This is a genomic window from Massilia sp. YIM B02763 (assembly GCF_030412015.1).
In the GTDB taxonomy this organism is placed as follows: domain Bacteria; phylum Pseudomonadota; class Gammaproteobacteria; order Burkholderiales; family Burkholderiaceae_D; genus Telluria.
On sequence record NZ_JASNRD010000003.1, the window covers coordinates 49,789 to 70,082 of the forward strand.

General features: G+C 67.6%; 17 protein-coding genes. 11 read left to right on the forward strand and 6 right to left on the reverse strand.

All coding sequences use genetic code 11. The features are described from left to right. Positions 1-53 precede the first annotated feature (53 nt). The 3 genes from glp to QPK32_RS05875 all read right to left on the reverse strand — a co-directional run bounded on the left by glp (position 54) and on the right by QPK32_RS05875 (position 4,227). Positions 54-1,922 (reverse strand): gephyrin-like molybdotransferase Glp, encoded by a 1,869-nt coding sequence (gene glp, locus QPK32_RS05865; protein ID WP_290411847.1) that lies wholly within the window; start codon positions 1,920-1,922, stop codon positions 54-56. A gap of 47 nt (positions 1,923-1,969) precedes the next feature. Continuing rightward, positions 1,970-3,085 carry a GTP 3',8-cyclase MoaA gene (moaA, locus tag QPK32_RS05870; RefSeq protein ID WP_290411848.1) on the reverse strand — a complete coding sequence of 372 codons (1,116 nt, stop codon included), beginning with the start codon at positions 3,083-3,085 and terminating at the stop codon, positions 1,970-1,972. A 113-nt stretch (positions 3,086-3,198) separates the two neighbouring features. Further along, on the reverse strand, positions 3,199-4,227 hold the full coding sequence (locus QPK32_RS05875) for a patatin-like phospholipase family protein (protein ID WP_290411849.1): 1,029 nt from the start codon (positions 4,225-4,227) through the stop codon (positions 3,199-3,201). A gap of 120 nt (positions 4,228-4,347) precedes the next feature. Here QPK32_RS05875 and QPK32_RS05880 point away from each other — a divergent pair, with 120 nt between their 5' ends. Beyond that, a complete protein-coding gene (locus QPK32_RS05880; protein ID WP_290411850.1) occupies positions 4,348-4,800 on the forward strand; it encodes an Rrf2 family transcriptional regulator in 453 nt (150 codons plus the stop codon). Between the two features lie 95 nt (positions 4,801-4,895). Next, complete coding sequence (locus QPK32_RS05885) at positions 4,896-5,789, forward strand: NAD(P)/FAD-dependent oxidoreductase (protein WP_290411851.1); 894 nt, start codon at positions 4,896-4,898, stop codon at positions 5,787-5,789. Between the two features lie 75 nt (positions 5,790-5,864). Here the strand turns inward: QPK32_RS05885 and QPK32_RS05890 are convergent, their stop codons facing one another. Further along, positions 5,865-9,044 carry an Rne/Rng family ribonuclease gene (locus tag QPK32_RS05890; protein ID WP_290411852.1) on the reverse strand — a complete coding sequence of 1,060 codons (3,180 nt, stop codon included), beginning with the start codon at positions 9,042-9,044 and terminating at the stop codon, positions 5,865-5,867. Positions 9,045-9,951: 907 nt separating this feature from the next. Between QPK32_RS05890 and QPK32_RS05895 the strand changes: the two genes are divergently transcribed. From QPK32_RS05895 to QPK32_RS05910, 4 genes are read left to right on the forward strand one after another with little or no spacing between them, the layout of a single operon-like run. Beyond that, positions 9,952-10,992, forward strand: coding sequence for an RluA family pseudouridine synthase (locus QPK32_RS05895; RefSeq protein WP_290411853.1), 1,041 nt, complete (start codon positions 9,952-9,954; stop codon positions 10,990-10,992). A 48-nt stretch (positions 10,993-11,040) separates the two neighbouring features. Beyond that, on the forward strand, positions 11,041-11,700 hold the full coding sequence (locus QPK32_RS05900; protein ID WP_290411854.1) for an HAD-IIIA family hydrolase: 660 nt from the start codon (positions 11,041-11,043) through the stop codon (positions 11,698-11,700). Next, the gene (locus QPK32_RS05905) at positions 11,697-12,086 is read left to right on the forward strand and encodes a Rieske 2Fe-2S domain-containing protein (protein ID WP_290411855.1); all 390 of its coding nucleotides are present in this window, start codon (positions 11,697-11,699) and stop codon (positions 12,084-12,086) included. The genes QPK32_RS05900 and QPK32_RS05905 overlap by 4 nt, the downstream gene beginning before the upstream one ends. 29 nt (positions 12,087-12,115) lie before the next feature. Beyond that, positions 12,116-13,120: a S49 family peptidase gene (locus QPK32_RS05910; RefSeq protein ID WP_290411856.1), complete on the forward strand. Its 1,005-nt coding sequence runs from the start codon at positions 12,116-12,118 to the stop codon at positions 13,118-13,120. A gap of 230 nt (positions 13,121-13,350) precedes the next feature. On the opposite strand, the gene QPK32_RS05915 is transcribed toward QPK32_RS05910, so the two are convergent. Next, a complete protein-coding gene (locus tag QPK32_RS05915; RefSeq protein ID WP_290411857.1) occupies positions 13,351-13,668 on the reverse strand; it encodes a hypothetical protein in 318 nt (105 codons plus the stop codon). A gap of 241 nt (positions 13,669-13,909) precedes the next feature. Between QPK32_RS05915 and QPK32_RS05920 the strand changes: the two genes are divergently transcribed. From QPK32_RS05920 to QPK32_RS05930, 3 genes are all read left to right on the forward strand, one after another. Further along, entirely contained in the window at positions 13,910-14,626 is a 717-nt protein-coding gene (locus QPK32_RS05920; protein ID WP_290411858.1) for a pseudouridine synthase, read from the forward strand. A 196-nt stretch (positions 14,627-14,822) separates the two neighbouring features. After that, the gene (locus QPK32_RS05925) at positions 14,823-15,977 is read left to right on the forward strand and encodes a phospholipase A (RefSeq protein WP_290411859.1); all 1,155 of its coding nucleotides are present in this window, start codon (positions 14,823-14,825) and stop codon (positions 15,975-15,977) included. Between the two features lie 49 nt (positions 15,978-16,026). Next, positions 16,027-17,013, forward strand: coding sequence for a fumarylacetoacetate hydrolase family protein (locus QPK32_RS05930; protein ID WP_290411860.1), 987 nt, complete (start codon positions 16,027-16,029; stop codon positions 17,011-17,013). Positions 17,014-17,029: 16 nt separating this feature from the next. Here QPK32_RS05930 and QPK32_RS05935 read toward each other — a convergent pair whose 3' ends face one another. Continuing rightward, positions 17,030-18,202: a hypothetical protein gene (locus QPK32_RS05935; protein WP_290411861.1), complete on the reverse strand. Its 1,173-nt coding sequence runs from the start codon at positions 18,200-18,202 to the stop codon at positions 17,030-17,032. A gap of 143 nt (positions 18,203-18,345) precedes the next feature. On the opposite strand from QPK32_RS05935, the gene rfbB reads away from it, so the two are divergent. Together rfbB and rfbD are read left to right on the forward strand one after the other, a co-directional pair. Continuing rightward, on the forward strand, positions 18,346-19,404 hold the full coding sequence (gene rfbB, locus QPK32_RS05940; RefSeq protein ID WP_290411862.1) for a dTDP-glucose 4,6-dehydratase: 1,059 nt from the start codon (positions 18,346-18,348) through the stop codon (positions 19,402-19,404). Then, positions 19,405-20,292, forward strand: coding sequence for a dTDP-4-dehydrorhamnose reductase (gene rfbD, locus QPK32_RS05945; protein WP_290411863.1), 888 nt, complete (start codon positions 19,405-19,407; stop codon positions 20,290-20,292). The last annotated feature ends 2 nt before the right edge of the window (positions 20,293-20,294 follow it).

The window sequence follows — 20,294 nt, forward strand, 5'->3', positions numbered from 1 at the left end:
TGATGTGGCGGGTCAAATGGTAGTTGAACGCGTGGACGGCCGAGCCGTCCACCCTACAAAAGACCGTCGAACAGGATGACGTCGACGAGATCGCCGGCCTGCACGTTGCCCTGCTCGTCATGCAGCACCACCATGCAATTCGCCTCCGACATCGACCGCAAGATGCCCGACCCCTGCGCGCCCGTGATGCGCACTTCGGGCATGCCGTCGGCGCCGTGCGCGAGGATGCCGCGCTGGTATTCGGTGCGGCCGGGCTTCTTGCGAATCGTGGCCGTCGAGCGGGCTTTCACCGGGACCAGCGGGGCCTCGGCGCCCATCATGCGCAGCAGCGCGTCGCGGGCGAAGAAGTAGAACGAGACCATCACGGCGACCGGGTTGCCGGGCAGGCCGAACAGGAAGGCGCTGCGGCCGTTCGAGCCGATGCGGCCGAAGGCCAGCGGGCGGCCCGGGCGCATGCCGATCTTCCAGAACGTGACGTCGCCCAGGCGCGCCATGATGTCGCGCGTGTAGTCGGCCGCGCCGACCGAGACGCCGCCCGAGGTGATGATGGCGTCGGCGTTCTCGCAGGCGTCGCGCAAGGCCTGTTCCAGCGCCTGCGGGTCGTCGCGCACGACGCCCATGTCGATCAGGTCGCAGCCCAGGCGCCGCAGCATGCCGTGGATGGTGTAGCGGTTGCTGTCGTAGACGCAGCCTTCGCCCAGCGGCTGGCCGATCGAGCGCAGTTCGTCGCCGGTGGAGAAGAAGGCGACGCGCAGGCGCCGCCGCACCGGCACCTCGGCCACGCCGAGGGAGGCCAGCAGGCCCAGGTCGGCCGGGCGCACGATGCGACCGCGCGCCAGCGCGGCGCTGCCGCGCTTGAGGTCTTCGCCGGCCAGGCGGCGGTTGTCGCCGGCGCGGATCGTGCCGGGGGCCAGCACGATCCGGTCGCCCTCGGCGGTCGCGAATTCCTGTGGCACGACGCTGTCGCAGCCCTGCGGCATCACGCCGCCCGTCATGATGCGCACGCATTCGCCCGCCTGCGGCACGCCGTCGAAGGCGCGGCCGGCATAGGTGGTGCCGACCACGCGCAGCCGGGTGGGCGCGTCCGCCAGCAGGTCGGCGCCGCGCAGCGCGTAGCCGTCCATGGCCGAGTTGTCGTGGGCCGGCACGTCGATCGGCGAGATGACGTCCTCGGCCAGCACGCGGCCCAGCGCGGCGCGCAGCGCGACGTGTTCGACGGCGCGCACCGGCGTGACGAAGTCGCGGATGATGCGCTGGGCATCGCGCACGGGCAGGGCATCGGGGTCGTAGCTGGACAGGCAGCCGGCTACCTCGGCCAGCGTCGGCGGACGCGCGGGGTCGAGCCGGTCCAGTTCGTCGCGGGTATTGATGTTGCGGAAGGCGGCGGCATCCTCGAACACGACTTCGGCCACCTTGACCTGTGGGTACCAGCCGTCCATGCGCCGCCCGCCGCCGTCCAGGTAGGCGCTCAGCACGGGTTCCAGCGACGTCTTCATCAGCGCGAACACGGGGTGCACCTGGCGCTGGCCGTCTTCTTGCGTGACGGCGACGGCGAGGTCGGCGCCCGCCGCTTCCAGGCCGGCGGCCAGGCGCGCGGCCAGGTCGAGGGGCAGGAAGGGCGAGTCGCACGGGGCGGTGAGCAGGTAGTCGGTGCCGCAGCGGCGCAGGCCCGCCTGCAGGCCGGCCAGCGGGCCGGCGAAGCCCGGCGTGTCGTCGGGCCACACCGGCACGCCCAGCGCCGCGTAGGCGTCGAGGTTGCGGTTGGCATTGATGGCGGCGCGCGCCACCTGCGGCGCCAGGCGCGCCAGCACCTGCGCGGCCATGGTGGAGCCGCCGAACGCCTGCAGGCCCTTGTCGACGTTGCCCATGCGCGTGCCGCGGCCGCCCGCGAGGACCAGGCCGCCGATCGATTCTTTGTTCATCTTGTTATCCGCTGCTTGTTATCCAGCGCTTATTATCCGCCGCTTATTTATCCACCAATATAGGACATCTCGATCTTGCGCGCCTCGCGTCCCGCGACCAGCCCCTCGGTATTGATGGTGCGGGTCTCGGAATAGCGGTCGGCGCGCGCGCGCCACATGTGGGCGATGGCGGACGACAGCTCCGCTTCGCTGCGGCCCTCGCGCAGCAGGGCGCGCAGGTCGTGGCCGCGGGTGGCGAACAGGCAGGTGTACAGCTTGCCCTCGGTCGACAGGCGGATGCGCGAGCAGTCCTGGCAGAACGCCTGGGTAACGCTGGAGATCATGCCGACCTCGCCGCCGCCGTCCACGTAGCGCCAGCGCGACGCGGTCTCGCCCGTATAGTTGGGGTCGATGGCTTCCAGCGGCATCTCGGCCGAGATGCGCCGCACCACTTCGCCGGACGGCACCACCTCGTCCATGTTCCAGCCGTTCGAGGCGCCCACGTCCATGTATTCGATGAAGCGCAGGATGTAGGGCGAGCCCTTGAAGTGGCGCGCCATCGGCAGGATCTGGTCGTCGTTCATGCCGCCCTTGACGACCATGTTGACCTTGATCGGGCCCAGGCCCGCGGCATGGGCGGCCTCGATGCCGTCCAGGACGTCGGCCACGGAAAAGTCGACGTCGTTCATGCGCCGGAACACGGTGTCGTCGATCGCGTCGAGCGAGACGGTGACGCGGTCCAGGCCCGCGTCCTTGAGCGTGCGCGCCTTGCGCGCCAGCAGCGAGCCGTTGGTGGTCAGGGTCAGGTCGAGCGGGCGGCCGGACGGCGTGTCCAGCGCGCGCAGCTGGGCCACGAGGCGTTCCAGGTCCTTGCGCAGCAGCGGCTCGCCGCCCGTCAGGCGGATCTTTTCCACGCCGTGGGCGACGAACAGCGCGGCGACCCGCGTGATTTCCTCGAAGCTCAAGAGCGAGGAATGGGGCAGGTAGGCGTAATTCTTGTCGAACACTTCCTTCGGCATGCAATAGACGCAGCGGAAGTTGCACCGGTCGGTGACGGAAATGCGCAGGTCGTGCAGCGGCCGCCCGAGCGCGTCGGCGAGCAGGCCGTTCGGCGCTTCGAGGGTGGGTGGAATGGCCATTGCCGGGGCACGGGCATCGGCCAGCATGATGATTTTCTCGGACATCCCGCTACGATAGCAGAAGGGCGCACTCGGCGCAGGGATCGGCCCCTTCCCGCCGCCGCGTAGCGATGATTCTGTCGCGCAAACACGCCATGGAGGGGGCGACCTTGGCCGGCTTACAAAATTTCCGGTGCATAGACATGGGTCGGATCGAAGGTGGAGGCGGTGCCGACGCCGTCGATGTCCTCGCGCAGCCAGCGTTCGGCCGCGTCCCGTCCCAGCGCCTTCAGGTGCAGGATGAAACCCATGTCCACGTTGAACTTGCTCGAAATGCTCAGGTCGCGCAGCACCGCCATGGCGCTGATCGCGTGCAGGCGCACGCCGCCCATGTGCACGCGCGCTCCCGTTTCCTCGTCGACGGCCGCGGCCATGTGCTGGATCGCGCTGACCTCGCGCACGAGGGCGATATTGAAGGCGATCTCGTTGACGCGGTTGTGCACGTCGGCCATGCTGAGCGGCAGGTCGCTGCGCGCGATCGGATTGTTCATGATCAGCAGCAGGTCGCGTGCCGTCACTTCATCGACCAGCGGAGGCAGCGGCGGATTGCCGACGAAGCTGCCGTCCCAGTAGGCGTCCCCGTCGATCGTCACGGGAGCGAACACCTGCGGCAGGCAGGCCGAGGCCATGACGTGGCGCACGGTCAGCTCCTGGCGGCGGAAAATACGGCCGCGGCCCGTGCGCAGGTTGGTTGCGGAGACGAACAGGTCCAGTTCGCAGGCGCGCACGCGCTCGAAATCGACCAGGCTCGCCAGCAGCGTTTCCAGCGGATTGATGTTCAGGGGATTGAGCACGCCCGGGGACAGCGTGGCGCTGGCCAGTTGCAGCATCAGGTAGCCGGGCGAGCTCTCGATGCTGCCGTTTCCCTTCAAGGCATCGAGCGGCGTCGGGCGCATGGGGCTCATCAGGGCGGTGCGGCCCAGCGTGGTCCAGAACGTGTCGAGGCTGCGCCGCGCGCCGTCCAGGCCGCCGCCGAGCGCGTAACCGTCGGCCAGCGCTACCGCATTGATGGCGCCGGCGCTCGCAGCGCCGATGGCCGCGATGTCCAGGCGGCCGTCTTCCAGCAGGCGGTCGAGCACACCCCAGGCGAACGCCCCGTAGGAGCCGCCGCCCTGCAGGCCGAGGCTGATCTTCTTCCTTCCATTCATCGTCGCATCCATTCTCGTTGGGTAAGCGGCCAGTATGCCAAGCGGGGCCAGGGACAGTCGCAGCATTGCCGCCTGTCAGCCTGCTTGCTTTCGGCGGATTCATGTAATACGATAAGTTACATGAAACGAGACAGCAAACTATCGGGCGTCCTGCACGTCCTCCTGCACATGGCGGAAAGCCCCGGCCCGATGACCTCGGACACGCTGGCCGCCATGATGCAGACCAATCCCGTCGTCATCCGCCGCATCCTGGCCGGCCTGCGCGAGCAGGGCCTGGTGCAGTCGGAAAAAGGCCACGGCGGCGGCTGGCAATTGTCGTGCGACCTGGCGCGCGTGACGCTGCGCGACATCTACGAGGCGCTGGGCGCCCCGACGATCCTGGCGCTGGGCAACCGTACCGAGGCGCCCGGCTGCCTGGTGGAGGAAGCCGTCAATGCCGCCATGGACGACGCGTTCCGGGCCGCCGAGGCGCTGCTGCTGGCGCGCCTGGGCGAGGTGACGCTGGCCCGGCTGAGCGCCGATTTCCATCGCCGTCTGCGGGAGCGGCCGCTGTGTCCGGCTAATCCGCACTGACACGCCGGCGCCAGCGCCGGCATTCCGACGACGCGTTTTCCGGCCGGTGCCTGCCTGCCGGCGGGCGGCGTTCGTCCTTTTACAAGGAGAAAACCATGTTCGATGTCATCGTCGCCGGCGGCAGCTACGCCGGCATGGCCGCCGCCCTGCAACTCGTGCGCGCGCGCCGCAAGGTGCTCGTCGTCGACGCCGGCCGGCGCCGCAACCGCTTCGCGAAAGCATCGCACGGCCTGCTGGGCCAGGACGGCCGCAGCCCGGATGCGATCCATGCCGATGCGAAAGCACAACTAAGCAACTACCCGGACCTGAGCTGGCGCGAGGGTCGGGTCGCGGCGGCCGAGCGCGAGGGGGACGGCTTCGCCGTGCGCCTGGACGACGGTGCCGTCGTGCAGGCGTGGCGCCTGATCCTGGCCACCGGTGTGAGCGATCGCTTGCCCGACGTCCCCGGCCTGGCCGAGCGCTGGGGCGATACGGTCGCCTCCTGCCCCTACTGCCACGGCTACGAATTCGGACGCGGGCGCTTGGGCGTGCTGGCGGCGGGGGAATTGTCGCTGCACCATGCCTTGCTGGTCCCGGAATGGGCGTCCAGCACGGTACTGTTCACGAATGGCATGTTGGACCTGACTGGCCAGCAACGTGAGCAGCTGGCCGCGCGCAATGTTACGGTGGAGGCGGCGGCGGTGACGGAAGTGTTCGGTGACAAGGCCTCGGTGCGGCTGCGCGACGGCCGCACGGTCGCGCTCGACGGCCTGTTCGTGGCCACCCGCATCGAACAGGATCCGCTCGTGGCCAAGCTAGGCTGCGCCACGTCCGAGGGACCGATGGGTCCCGTCATCCAGACCGACGAGGTCAAGATGACGACGGTGCCGGGCGTGTTTGCCTGCGGCGATGCGGCGCGCATGATGGCGAGCCTGTCGCTGGCCATCGGCGACGGCGCGCTGGCCGGCATCGGGGCGCACCGCTCGCTGGTGTTCGACGGTATCGCCTGAGCTGGTCGGCACGTGCCATAAAAAAGGGGAAGCCGCGGCTTCCCCTTTTTGCATCGATGCGTCGTCAACGCATGATTACTGGCGCGTATCCACCTGGATCAGCGGTTCGTCCACCGGCGGCGGGGCCGGCTTGCGGGTGCGGCGCGGACGGGCCGGCGCTTCCGCCTGGGCGGCGGCGGCTTCCTGGGCGGCGCGCAGCTTTTCCGGGTCGGTCGATGCCAGTTGCAGGCCGGCGGCGGCCAGCACTTCGCTCATGTCGGCCGGCGCGGCGGCGGGGGCCGGCGCCGGGGCGGATGCGGCCACCGGGGCGGGGGCAGCGGTCTCGACCGGCTTGGCGACAGGTGCCGGGGCTGCAACCGGCGCGGCTTCGGCAACCGGTGCGGCTTCGACAGCCAGGGCCGTTTCAGCGACCGGCGCAGCCTCGGCCGGCGCCTGGGCGGCGCTGGCATGCGCTACCGCCGCGGCGACCGATTGCGACGTCGGGAACGGCCACGGGCCCTTGGCGGCGGCCGGTGCCGGGGTGGCGGCCGGGGTGGCAACCGCAGCCGGCTTGGCGGCCTGCTCGGCCTTGGCCTTGGCAGCAGCGGCCTGCTCGGCGGCAGCCTGTTCCGCGGCCGCTTGCTCGGCCGCGGCCTTGACGGCGGCGGCCTTCACCGAGGCGGCGGTCGGGAACGGCCACGGACCCTTGTCGGCGGCAGCCTTGGCCGGCTTGCCTTCCGCCTTGGCGCGGGCGGCCTTGGCTTCGGCCTGCACCTTGGCGGCTTCCTCGTCGGCAACCGGGTTGAACACCGGGGTCGTTTCACCCTCGATGCCGTCCTGCTCCATGCCCTCGACCTGGTCGCGGTCGCGGCGGTTACGGTTGCGGCCGCCACGACGGCGGCGGCGGCGCGGTTCGTCGCCCTGGGCGTCGTCCAGCTCTTCGCCCGGCACGCCGATCGCCGTCACCGACTTCACGATTTGCTCGCGGATGATTTCCTGCTCGCCATTCGGACCGGTGGCGGCCACGGTGATCGTGGTCGCGGAGGTGGCCTGGACGATGTCCAGTTCCTCGGCCTTGGCTTCCACGACCTGGGCGCGTTCGGTGCGCTCGGCGCGTTCGCCGCGCTCGCGCGGCTGGCGCGGTGCGCGTTCCGGACGTTCGGCCCGTTCCGGGCGCTCGGCACGATCGGCGCGCTCGCCACGTTCCGCGCGGGCGGCCGGTGCGGCGCCCTCGACGGCCTGCTCGCGCGGCTCGCGGGCTTCGCGCGGCGGACGCTTCTCGCGCGGCTGGCGCGCCGGCTTGGCGTCGAGGTCGGCCGGCTTGGCGCCGTCCTCCGTCGTCACGCCCTTGGCGAGCTGGTCGCGGTCCTCGCGTTCGGCGCGGTTTTTGCCGCCTGAGTTGCCGCCCCCGTTGGCGCCGCCGGCGGCATTGCGGCCGTTACGCGGACGCTGGCCACGGCCGTTGCGCTCGCCGCGCTCGGCGGGTGCCGGTGCGGCCGGCGCCGTGGCCGGTGCCGGCGCCGGAGCGACGGACGGGCGGCCGAAGAAGAAGTTGCGCAGCTTGGCGAAGAAACCTTCCTCGGCCGGCGGCAGGGCGGCCGGGGCCGGCGCGGCCGCCGGTGCGGCGGCTTGCGGCTTGGCCGCTTCGCTGCGGTCGACCATCGGGGCCGGCTGGGCCGGGGTGATGGTCTTGACGACGGCTTCCTGGCGCGGCTTGGCTTCTTCCTTCTGGCGCTTGGAGAACGCCATGTCGGTCTCGGCCGTCTCGGCCAGCGTGTAGCTGGCGGCGGCGTCTTCCAGGCGCGGGTCGTCGTGCTTGATGCGCTCGAGCTTGTAGTGCGGGGTCTCCAGGTGCTTGTTCGGCACCAGGATCACGGTGATGCGGTGGCGGTTCTCGATCTTCAGGATCTCGCCGCGCTTTTCGTTCAGCAGGAAGGCGGCGACGTCGACCGGCACCTGGACGTGGATGGTGGCCGAGTTCTCCTTCATCGCCTCTTCCTGGATGATGCGCAGCACCTGCAGGGCGGACGATTCGGTATCGCGGATGTGGCCGGTGCCCGAGCAGCGCGGGCAGGTCACGTGCGAGCCTTCCGACAGCGACGGACGCAGGCGCTGGCGCGACAGCTCCATCAGGCCGAAGCGCGAGATCTTGCCCATCTGGACGCGGGCACGGTCATGGTGCAGGGCGTCCTTCAGGCGCTGTTCGACTTCGCGCTGGTTCTTGGCGACTTCCATGTCGATGAAGTCGATGACGATCAGGCCGCCCAGGTCGCGCAGGCGCAGCTGGCGCGCCACTTCGTCGGCGGCTTCGCAGTTGGTGTTGAAGGCGGTGGTCTCGATGTCCGAGCCGCGCGTGGCGCGGGCCGAGTTGACGTCGATGGAGACCAGGGCTTCGGTGTGGTCGATGACGATGGCGCCGCCCGACGGCAGCGGGACGGTGCGCGAGTAGGCGGTCTCGATCTGGTGTTCGATCTGGAAACGCGAGAACAGGGGCACGTCGTCGCTGTAGCGCTTCACGCGGTGCACCATGTCGGGCATCACGTGGCTCATGAACTGGTGCGCCTGGTCGTAGATCTCGTCGGTATCGATCAGGATCTCGCCGATATCGGGCTGGTAATAGTCGCGGATCGCGCGGATGACGAGCGAGGATTCCTGGTAGATCAGGAACGGGCCCGGGGCCGACTTGCCGGCGCCTTCGATCGCGCGCCACAGCTGCATCAGGTAGTTCAGGTCCCACTGCAGTTCTTCGACGTTGCGGCCGATGCCGGCGGTGCGGGCGATGACCGACATGCCTTGTGGCAGGTCCAGCTTGTCCATCGTCTCGCGCAGTTCCTGGCGTTCCTCGCCTTCGACGCGGCGCGACACGCCGCCGCCGCGCGGGTTGTTCGGCATCAGGACCAGGTAGCGGCCGGCCAGGGAGATGAACGAGGTCAGGGCAGCGCCCTTGTTGCCGCGTTCTTCCTTCTCGACCTGGACCATGATTTCCTGGCCTTCGCGCAGCGCTTCCTTGATGGTGCAGTTGCGCACGTCGACGCCGTCGCGGAAATAGGAGCGGGCAACTTCCTTGAAGGGGAGGAAGCCGTGGCGGTCTTCGCCGTAGCTGACGAAGCAGGCTTCGAGGGAGGGTTCGATGCGGGTGATGACGCCTTTGTAGATATTCGATTTGCGCTGCTCGCGGCCAGCGGTTTCGATATCGATGTCGATCAGTTTCTGGCCGTCGACAATCGCTACGCGCAGCTCCTCTTGCTGCGTAGCGTTAAACAACATACGTTTCATTTTTATTAACTCCGCGACCCGTGGGCCGTGTCATTGCCATCCTTTGCAGGATGACGCAGGTACAGGGATGTACGCGGGGAAGGGAGTGTTGGCGGGGGTATGCCCGGGGCGTGGCACGGCTGGGCCGGCCACAAGGGCGCCGATGGCATCGAACCTGATTGTCGCGCGCACGGGCGTCCCGGCAAATCTCGTGGCCCGATCGGGGCGGCACGCAGACCGTGGGAAGGTGCGGCAAAAGCCTGACCTGCAGCAGAAGGGATGACACGGCAGCGGCCAGGCGATTGTCAGCCTTGGGTCCGGTTACCGTCGCATGACTTCCGCGAAATCTCTGCAACCTGCTTCCTGCATGGTGGCGGAGACGCCTGTTCCGGAGCGCGCACTCATGCGCCGTGCTCGCTGCATGGCAGCCGCATTCCCCGAACTCATGTATCCCACCACGTGCCGCTCGCGACGGCTTCAGAGACTCCTGCATCGGTCGGGCGAAAACGACAAGCGTTATCGACGCCATCACCCGGCAAGCCAGCCTGCGGACACCTGAAGTGCCTTTACGCCGGCTTGCCGGTACTTATCCTGATAAATCCAAACAATCCAATCCTGCAGTCCTGTGAGCAACCCGATTGCAACTGCGGTGCAACCCTGGCCCGCACAGGAATGTGCGTACACGTTCAGGAACCGCGCAAAACCCAGCTGCGCTTTGCCTTACGGGCTTGTGGAGCCTGTCCTGCCACCGGCATGACAGCGCTTTCAGGCCGATCCGGCCGCCGCTCGCGAAGGCTTCTTGCGATTCCGCTTTTTTCCATCGAATTTGCATTTTGGCGAGGCCGATGGAGACGCCCCTGTGTAAAATATCGTTTTAATTCTTACACCTGCAGAGGTTTGACCGCCGCCTGTCGATTATATATTCAAAATGAAGGACTTAGAGAGAATTTCTGGCAAGACAAAGCGAACGGCCTTGCAAAACGATGTCGTTCCCCCTTCATCGCAGACGGATCACCGCCCCGCAGCAGCCGCCCAGTTTGTCACAATCGCCGAAGAAGACGCCGGACAGCGTATCGATAACTACCTGTTGCGCGTTTGTAAAGGCGTCCCCAAGAGCCATATTTACCGCATCCTGCGTTCCGGCGAAGTGCGCGTGAACAAAGGCCGCATCGATCAACTGTACCGCCTGGCCGAGGGCGACCTCGTGCGCATCCCGCCGATCCGCATCGCCGAGCGCCCGGCCGGCCCGGCCCCGGTGCCGGGCACGGAATTCCATGTCGTGCACGAGGACAGCCACCTGCTCGTCATCGACAAGCCGGCCGGCGTGGCCGTGCACGGCGGCTCGGGCGTGTCCTACGGCGTCATCGAGCAGTTGCGCGCCGCCCGCCCGGACGCCAAGTTCCTGGAACTGGTGCACCGCCTGGACCGCGAGACGTCCGGCCTGCTGCTGATCGCGAAGAAGCGTTCGGCATTGACGAACCTGCACGACCAGATGCGCGACGGCACGACGGACAAGCGCTATTTTGCGCTCGTGGCCGGCGACTGGAAGAATGCGCGCCAGCACGTGCGCCTGCGCCTGCACAAGTACAACACGGCGGAAGGCGAGAAACGCGTCGTCGTCGTCCAGGAGGGCGGCCAGGAAGCGCACACGATCTTCAACCTGAAACGCAAGTGGAAGGATTTCGCCCTGCTCGAGGCCGAGCTCAAGACGGGACGCACGCACCAGATCCGCGTGCACCTGGCCTCGTCCGGCTTCCCGATCGCCGGCGACGAGAAATACGGCGATTTTGCGCTCAACAAGCAGCTTCAGAAGGCAAACGACGAGCGCGGGGCACTGCGCCGCATGTTCCTGCATGCCTGGCAGATCACGTTCGCGCACCCGGAGTCGGGCCAGCCGCTGACCTTGCAGGCGCCGCTGCCGCCGGAGTGCGAGCGATTCTTGGTAAGCTTGGGGCAACCTATTCAATAATGGATCGCCGCACAGGCGGGAACGAGGAGCCGGCGTGCGCCGGGAGACATGGCAAGAAAGTTATTCGACCTGATCGTCTTCGATTGGGACGGTACCCTGATGGACAGTACCGCCACCATCGTCAAATGTATCCAGTCCGCCGCCCGCGACCTGGGCCTGGCGGTTCCCAGCGATGCCGCCGCCGCCCACGTCATCGGGCTGGGCATGTCCGAAGCCATGCAGGCGGTCGTGCCCAACCTCGATCCGGCGCTGTATCCGCGCATGATAGAGCGCTATCGCTACCATTTCCTGACCAAGGACCATGAACTGGTCCTGTTCAAGGGCGTGCATGCCATGCTCGAGGATCTGTCGCAGCAAGGCTATTTCCTGGCCGTGGCGACGGGCAAGAGCCGTGTCGGGCTGAACCGCGCGCTGAACGCGGCCGGGCTGCTGTCGATGTTCGACGCGACCCGTTGCGCCGACGAGACATTTTCCAAGCCGCACCCGGCAATGTTGCAAGAATTGACAAGAGAGCTGGGGCAAGACATGCGCCGCACCGTTATGATCGGCGACACGACGCATGACTTGCTTATGGCAAACAATGCCGGGGCATCCGGTATCGCGGTCGAGTACGGTGCGCACCCCTTGCAGCAACTGCAGGCATGTGCGCCGATCTTTACCGCAAAGAGCGTGCCCGAGCTGCATCAGTGGCTGGTCGAGAACGCATGAGCGGCGTCGGCATTTATGTCTGCGAAGCCGCCGACATCGAAGACGGCGGCAAGGGCGCGCGCTTCCCGGTGCGCGCGTTCGGCGCAGATGCAACCGGTTTCGTGGTGCGTTACGAGGGGAAGGTATATGCCTATCTGAACCGCTGCGCCCATGTCCCGGTCGAGCTGGACTGGTTCAAGGGCGAGTTTTTCGAGTCCGGCAAGCAGCACCTGATGTGCTCGACGCATGGCGCGATCTATGCGCCCGACACGGGAGCCTGCGCCGGCGGCCCATGCCGCGGCGGCAAGCTGCGCCCGATCGCCGTCCTCGAGGAGGGCTCGCGCGTGTACTGGCAGCCCGACCAGCATGTCCAGGCGCCGGCCGCGCAGGATGGGCAAACAGGCTAAACATCATCAGCGAGCATCACCAGGTATTTATGAGCGACGACAGCAGGCAGGACCATCCGGACGAGCACACCCGTACTTCCGCCCCGGCCACCTTCAACAACTGGGAACGCGAGACCCTCGAGCGTCTCGTGTTCGCCACGGTGCGCGAGCAGCGGGCCGCCCGGCGCTGGAGCATCTTCTTCAAGCTTTCCTTCCTGGTGCTGGCATTTTTCGCGATCTGGGCGTATTTCGACTTCAACTTCAGCGGAACCGACGCCGACGCGATGGGGCGCCACACGGCCCTGATCGAGATCGACGGCGCCATCGACACGGAAGGCAGCGGCTCCGCCGACAGCGTGATCCCGTCGCTGGACAAGGCCTTCGCCGACCCCGGCTCGGCCGCGGTCATCCTGCGCATCGACAGCCCGGGCGGCAGCCCGGTACAGGCCGGCATCATCGTCGACGAGATGTTGCGCATGAAGAAGCTGTATCCGAACAAGCCCCTGTACGTGGTCGTGGACGAGATCTGCGCGTCGGGCGGCTACTACATCGCCGCGGCGGCCGACAAAATCTACGTCAACAAGGCCAGCATCGTCGGCTCGGTCGGCGTCTTGATGGATGGCTTCGGCTTCACGGGCCTGATGGACAAGCTCGGCGTCGAGCGCCGCCTGCTGACGGCCGGCGAGAACAAGGGTTTCCTCGATCCTTTCAGTCCCCAGACGGAGAAACAGAAGCAGCACGCCTTGTCGATGCTGAGCGAAATCCACCAGCAGTTCATCGCCGTCGTGCGTGCCGGCCGCGGCAAGCGCCTGAAGGAAACGCCGGAGATCTTCTCGGGCCTGTACTGGACCGGGGCCAAGGCGGTGGAAATGGGCCTGGCGGACGGCTTCGGCACGGTCGACACGGTTGCCCGCGACGTCGTCAAGGCCGAGGACATCATCGACTACACGGCGCACGAAGGCTTGCCGGAACGCGTGCTGAAGAAATTCGGTGCCTCGGTCGGTGCCGGCGCGGTGCACTCCATCTACAAGGGCGCCGTACCTGCGCTGCGTTGAATTCCGAGCACCCCGAGCGGCCTCGATATTTGCCTTGAAACTCGCGTGCCGTCGTCTATAGTTGGTGTGTGATCGGCGCGAAGACGGCAGGAATCCGGTTCATGCCATGTCGAGACGGTTGCAGACCCGCATGCGTGCGGTTTAGAGAGAACGCCATTCCTCGAGCTGGTATCCCCCCGTGGGACGGAAACGACGGCGCAAGCCGTCGTTTTCATTTGTACGCGGCAAGTTCAGCGCGGGTAGGGGCAGACGAGGGTCGGATCGCCGCCCTCGTGCAGCGGACAGAGGCGCATTTCCGGCAGTGCCTGGTGAAAGCCGCCGTCCTCGAACCACGATTGGAGCGCGCGCTGCGCATGGTCGAACCAGGCAGCGCGCAAGGGCTTGTTTTCGGCAGCGAATACATGAGGAATGTCGCCGCCGCGGGTCCAGCGCGCCAGCGCCAGGCGGGTGGGGAAGAGCGCGGCGTGTTCCTGGGCCACTTGCGCATTGCGGCTTGTGGCCGCCGGCGCAAGAGGGATGTTGCGGTGTTGTTTTTTTTCGATCTGCACGTTGGCCTCGTTTCGGTTGGTAATCGTCGGCGTCAGTCCTACAGAGTCTAGGTTGGTAGTCCTACACTCAATACATGTAGGTCGATTCCTAACGCGGGATTCAGTGTAGCAATGGCTTTTTAGTGTCTCTTGAGGTGTGTCAAACGAGTTCTTGCTCAGAGTTGAAACGCCGTATTTTAGAAATTTCGTAAATACTGCACGGAATTTTGCCGGGTGTGAGCCATCTGTTACAGTGGCGCCTATGAGCAAACTTTCCCTTGACCGCGTGCTGCAATCGCAGGGCTTTGGCACGCGCAAGTACTGCCGTGCCTTGATCGAAGACGGCGATGTCGCCATCGGCGGCGACGTCCAGACGAGCTACAAGACCCTGGTGGAGACCGACGGACTGGTCCTGACCGTCTTCGACGAAGAGTGGGTCTACCGCGAACACGTCTATCTCGCCTTGTACAAACCGGCGAACTTCGAGTGCTCGCGCAAGCCGAGCCACCATCCGGGTGTCCTGACCCTGTTGCCGGAACAATTTACGTGGCGCGAAGTCCAGCCCGTGGGCCGACTCGACCACGACACGACGGGGCTGCTGCTGATGTCGGACGACGGTCCCTTCATCCACGCCCAGTCGTCGCCCAAGCGCCATATTCCCAAGGTGTACCAGGCGACCACGCAGGATCCCGTGACCCAGGCCCTGGTCGACCAGCTGCTGGCGGGAGTGCAATTGCACGATGAACCGGCGCCATTGGCGGCCCTGCATTGCGTGCAGCGCGGCGAGCACCAGCTCGAGATCGTGCTGGAACAGGGGAAGTACCACCAGGTCAAGCGCATGCTGGCGGCGGCCGGGAACCACTGCGCGGCGCTGCACCGTTCCCAGATCGGCGGCCTGACGCTGGAAGCGCTCGGCCTGAAGGAAGGCGAGTGGTGCTTCCTGGAGCCGGCCCAGCTGGACTTGCTGGTCCCCGGCTGATCTCGACGCAGGCTGTTTCCCCACCGTTTCCTCTTCGGCGGCCGCTCCTTGCGGCCGTTTTTCCAGCTTTCCTCGCGGCGCGCCACGGAACGCGAGCGCGGTGCCGTTGGCGTGCGCCATGCGCGACGATTTTCCGCGACACTCTCGTCGAGCTCTTGTCAAAGTTGCACAAGACCAGATCAACTTCGAAGAAACCATGTCCGCGACCCACACCCGATTCCTTGCGCTATTACCCCTACTCGTTCTTCACCCGGCTTTCGCCCAACAGGGCGCGGCGCCACTGGCCGCTTGTACGAGCATCGCGGACGCGGCCCAGCGCCTGGCCTGCTACGACCGCGCCGCCGGCGTAGCGCCGACTGCCGGCGCGATTGCCGGCGCGACCACCGGCGCGTCCACCGTCCAGCCCGCGCCGACGGCTGCCGGCGTCACGCCCAGCGCCGTCGCCGCCACGGCCGGCAGTGCCGCCCAGGCATCGACCACGCCCCAGCCGGGTTCGCCCGCCGCGCGTACGGATCCGGAAGTCGAGGCCGCCCTCGACCTTTCCCCGGACCGCCTGCGCGGCTTCAGCCTGTCCGACCATTGGGAACTGGACCAGGGCGACAAGCGCGGCATTTTCAATTTCCGCCCGCACAACGTGAACTACCTGATGGTGACGCGCACCGCCCATCCGAACAATGCACCGTACCGGCCGTTCCGCGACATCTCGGACCTGGCCACCGATTTGTCGCATTCCGAACTCGTGTTCCAGCTGGGCTTCAAGACCAAGCTGGTCGAAAGCGCCTTCGGCAAGCCGGTGGATGTCTGGTTCGGCTATACGCAGAACAGCTTCTGGCAGGCCGGTAACCGCAAGGCGTCGAGCCCCTTCCGCGAGACCAATTACCAGCCCGAGCTGATGGCGGTGACGCCGCTGGACTTCAATGTACTCGGGATGCGGGCACGCTTCCTTAATCTGGGTATCGTCCACCAATCGAACGGACAGGCGTCGACGTTGTCGCGCAGCTGGAACCGCGTCTATGCCCAGCTGGGCCTGGAGCGGGGCGGCTGGACCGTGAGCGGGCGCGTGTGGAAGCGCATCAACGAATCCGCCGCCGACGACAACAACCCGAACATCGTCGACTACATGGGGCGGGGCGACCTGAACGTCACCTACCGCAACAACGGCCACGATTATTCCGCGCTGATCCGCCGGAACTTCTCGACCGACAGGGGCGCCGTGCAGCTGAGCTGGGCCTTCCCGCTGGCCGGCCACTTCAAGGGCTACGTCCAGTACTTCTCCGGCTACGGCCAGAGCCTGATCGACTACGACTACTACCAGAACTCGGCCGGCATCGGCATCCTGGGAACGTTCTGACCTCCCCGGCGGCCGGGTACAATGGCGGATCGACGATTCGATTTCCGCCATGAAGCTAGCCACCCTCAACGACGGTGCGCGCGACGGCCAGCTGGCCGTCGTGGCGCGCGACCTCAAGACCGCCCACATCGCCGACGGCATCGCGCCCACGCTGCAGGCCGCGCTCGACGACTGGGCCTTCATCGCCCCGCAGCTCGAGGCGCTGTACGCGGAATTGAATGCCGGCCGCGCGCGCCGGCCTTTCGACTTCGACCCGGTGCGCTGCATGGCGCCGCTGCCGCGCGCCTTCCAGCGGGCCGACGGCTCGGCCTACGTCAACCACGTGGAACTGGTGCGCCGCGCGCGCGGCGCCGACATGCCGGCTTCCTTTTGGGAAGAACCCTTGATCTATCAGGGCGGCAGCGACGACCTGCTCGGCCCCATGGACGACATCGTGCTGGCGCACGAGGAGTGGGGCATCGACTTCGCGTCCGAAGTGGCCGTCGTCACGGGCGACGTGCCGATGGGCGCCACGCCCGACGAGGCGCTGCGCCAGCTGCGCCTGGTCATGCTGGCCAACGATGTCTCGCTGCGCAACCTGATCCCGCCGGAACTGGCGAAAGGCTTCGGCTTCCTGCAATCGAAGCCGGCGACGGCCTTCTCGCCGGTGGCGGTCACGCCGGACGAACTGGGCGACGCCTGGCGCGACGGCAAGGTCCACCTGCCGCTGCGCTTGACCTGGAACGGCCGCCTCGTCGGCCAGCCGGATGCGGGCACCGACATGGTCTTCCATTTCGCCCAGCTGGTCGCGCACCTGTGCAAGACCCGCAACGTGCGGGCCGGCGCCATCGTCGGCTCGGGCACCGTGTCGAACCGCGACGCCTCGCGGGGGTACTCGTGCATCGCCGAGCAGCGCAGCCTGGAGACGATCGAGACAGGCGAAGCGGTGACGGCCTATATGCGTTTCGGCGACACGATCCGCATCGAGATGCTGGACGAGAAGGGCAAGTCGATCTTCGGCGCGATCGAGCAGACGGTCAAGAAGCTGGAACGGTGATGGCGCCGGCCACGCGTCAACGTCCGTTCCAGAAATCGTCGCCAGCGGCGCTGCCGCGCAGGTCCACCTCGACCGGCCGGCTGACGCGGCGCAGCGCGTCGGCGCGCAGCACGGTGCCGTCCGGCGCGTGCAGCCGGTACCACAGGAAGGCGACGCCGGCCAGGCGCACGCGCTGGCCCTTGAACAGGCCCGTGAACAGGCCGTCCTTCACGATGCTCAATCCCTCCAGGCGCAGGTCGACGTCCAGCACCAGCATGTGTTCCGTGCGCGCCGCATAGCCCAGGTAGCGGGCCGCGTTGTACAAGGGGCTCTTGTCGCCCGCTTCGCCGGCCCGGAGCGACTCGACGAAGGCGTCGACGCTTTTCAGTACCGCGCCGGCGGCGGCGGCGACGGCCGCCAGCGTTTTCTTCTCGTCGCCCTTGGCGCCGTCCGCGAGCTGCTGCACGATGGCGATGCGGTGGGCGAATTCGCCGCGCCTGTTTCCCAGCCGGCGCACGCGGGCCAGCAGGGCGTCGTGGCGCGTCTTGTCCAGTTCGCCGAGATAGCCGCTGCCCAGTCCGCCGATGCGGGCAGGGCAGTCGCGTTGGAGAAACGTCGCGAACAGGGCGCGGGCGCCCTCGCCGTAGGCCAGGCCTTCGGCTGCCACATTGGTCTTGAACAGGGCCGCCACGTCGGCCGCCGCCTTGAGCGTGGCGGGGACGACGGTCAGCACGGTGAAGACGGCGGCGCCCGCCTTCCCGCCCCGCGGCAGGCGGGCGTCGATGACGGCCTGCAGTTCCTCGTTCTGCCGGACCAGGTCGGCATCCAGGCGGGCGATGGCGTCGTCGACGAGGCGCGCGGCCAGCATGCCTTGCGTAGCGGCGGGATCGTACAGCACCACCGGGCGCTCGGCCGGCAGCACGGCGCAGACCTCGGCCGCCAGCTGCTGCGCCAGGTCGAAGGCGCGGACGAGGCCGGCCGCGCCGATAGCGCCCACATTGCTGGTGCCGGCCAGCGCCTTCGACGTCGACGGCGGCAGGCGCGCCAGCAGCTCGGCCTGCTGCGCCTCGGCAAGCGCGGCGCGCGCCTCCGCTTCGCGCGCGCGCGCCTGGGCCTCGGCCAGGGCGCTTGCCGCCGTGTCCTGCAGGGCGTGGGCCGGTGCGGCCGTCGCCAGCGCAGCGGCCAGCAGGCATCGTGTGAACGGACTCATGCGCATTCCCTGGCTTCCCATGGAGGGGACGAAGGCGATATTCTTGCAGGGCGACCGTCGCGAGAAGTTGAAAATGCGCAACTTTTGCGCGAGTCTGTATAGTGGCGAATCCGGCGACACGCGCCGGTGATGAAGGAGTGGAAATGATTTTGGTCACAGGTGGTGCCGGCTTTATCGGCAGTAATTTTGTGCTCGACTGGTGCGCCGGCACCGACGAGCCGGTGGTCAACCTGGACAAGCTGACCTATGCGGGCAACCTGGCCAACCTGGCGGACCTGGAAGGCGACGCGCGCCACGTGTTCGTGCGCGGCGACATCGGCGACTTCGAGCTGGTGCGCACGCTGCTGCGCACCCACCGGCCGCGTGCGGTATTGAATTTTGCCGCCGAGAGCCACGTCGACCGCAGCATCCACGGCCCCGGCGACTTCATCCAGACCAATATCGTCGGCACCTTCCAGCTGCTGGAGGCCGTGCGCGAGTATTGGGGGACATTGACGGGGGACGACAAGACCGCCTTCCGCTTCCTGCACGTGTCCACGGACGAGGTCTACGGTTCCCTGCAGGCGGACGATCCCGCCTTCCGCGAAACGGACCGCTACGCACCGAACAGCCCGTACTCGGCCAGCAAGGCCGCCAGCGACCACCTGGTGCGCGCGTACTGCCATACCTATGGCTTGCCGGTGTTGACGACGAATTGCTCGAACAACTACGGTCCCTATCACTTTCCGGAAAAGCTGATCCCCCTGTGCATCCACAACGCATTGGCCGGCAAGCCGCTGCCCATCTACGGCGACGGCCAGCAGGTGCGCGACTGGCTGTACGTGAAGGACCACTGCGCGGCGATCCGGCGCGTGCTCGACGCGGGACGCGTCGGCGAGGTCTACAACGTCGGCGGCTGGAACGAACAGGCGAACCTGGACGTCGTCCGCATCCTGTGCGCGATCCTGGACGACCTGCAGCCGCGCGCCGACGGCCGTTCCTACCAGGAGCAGATTGCCTTCGTCGCCGACCGCCCCGGCCACGACCGCCGCTACGCGATCGACGCCGGCAAGCTGGAACGCGAGCTCGGCTGGAAGCCGGCCGAGACCTTCGAGACGGGCATCGAAAAGACCGTGCGCTGGTATCTCGAGCACCAGGACTGGGTACGGGACGTGACCAGCGGCGCCTACCGCGACTGGACGCTGCGCCAGTACGGGGCCTAGATGAACATCCTGCTCACCGGCAAGGACGGCCAGCTGGGCGCCGAGCTGCGCCGTGCGCTGGCACCGCTGGGCGAGGTGACGGCCGCGGGCCGCGCCGACTGCGACCTGGCCGACGCGGACGCCGTGCGCGCGCTGGTGCGCCGCGCGCGGCCGGACGTCGTCGTGAACGCCGCCGCCTACACGGCCGTCGACCGCGCCGAAAGCGAGCGCGACCTGGCCTGGGCCGTGAACGCCGCCGCGCCCGGCGTGCTGGGCGAAGAGGCCGCACGGCTGGGCGCGCTCGTCGTGCATTACTCGACCGACTACGTGTTCGATGGCGCCAAGGAAGGCGCCTACACGGAAGACGATCTTCCCGCGCCCTTGAACGCCTACGGCGCCGGCAAGCTGGCCGGGGAGCGGGCGCTGGCCGCCGCCACGCCGCGCCACCTGATCCTGCGCACGAGCTGGGTGCTCGGCGTGCACGGCGGCAATTTCGCGAAGACGATGCTGCGCCTGGCGCGCGAACGCGACAGCTTGCGCGTGGTCGCCGACCAGTACGGCGCGCCGACGCCGGCGGCGCTGCTGGCCGACGTGACGGCCCACCTGGTGCGGCAATATGCGCGCGAAGGCGGCGAACATTTTCCCTACGGGACGTATCATCTGACATCGTCCGGCGTCACCAGCTGGCACGGCTATGCCCGCCACGTGCTGGCCGCCGCGCTGGCGGCCGGCCACGCGCTGGCCACGACGCCGGACCGCGTGCTGCCCGTGACCACGGCGGACTATCCGGCGCCGGCGCGGCGCCCGGCCAACTCCTGCCTCGACACCACCCGGCTGCGCCAGACCTTCGGCTTCGTCCTGCCGTCCTGGAAGGACGGCGTGGACGGGGTGCTGGCCCATCTTCTTTGAAC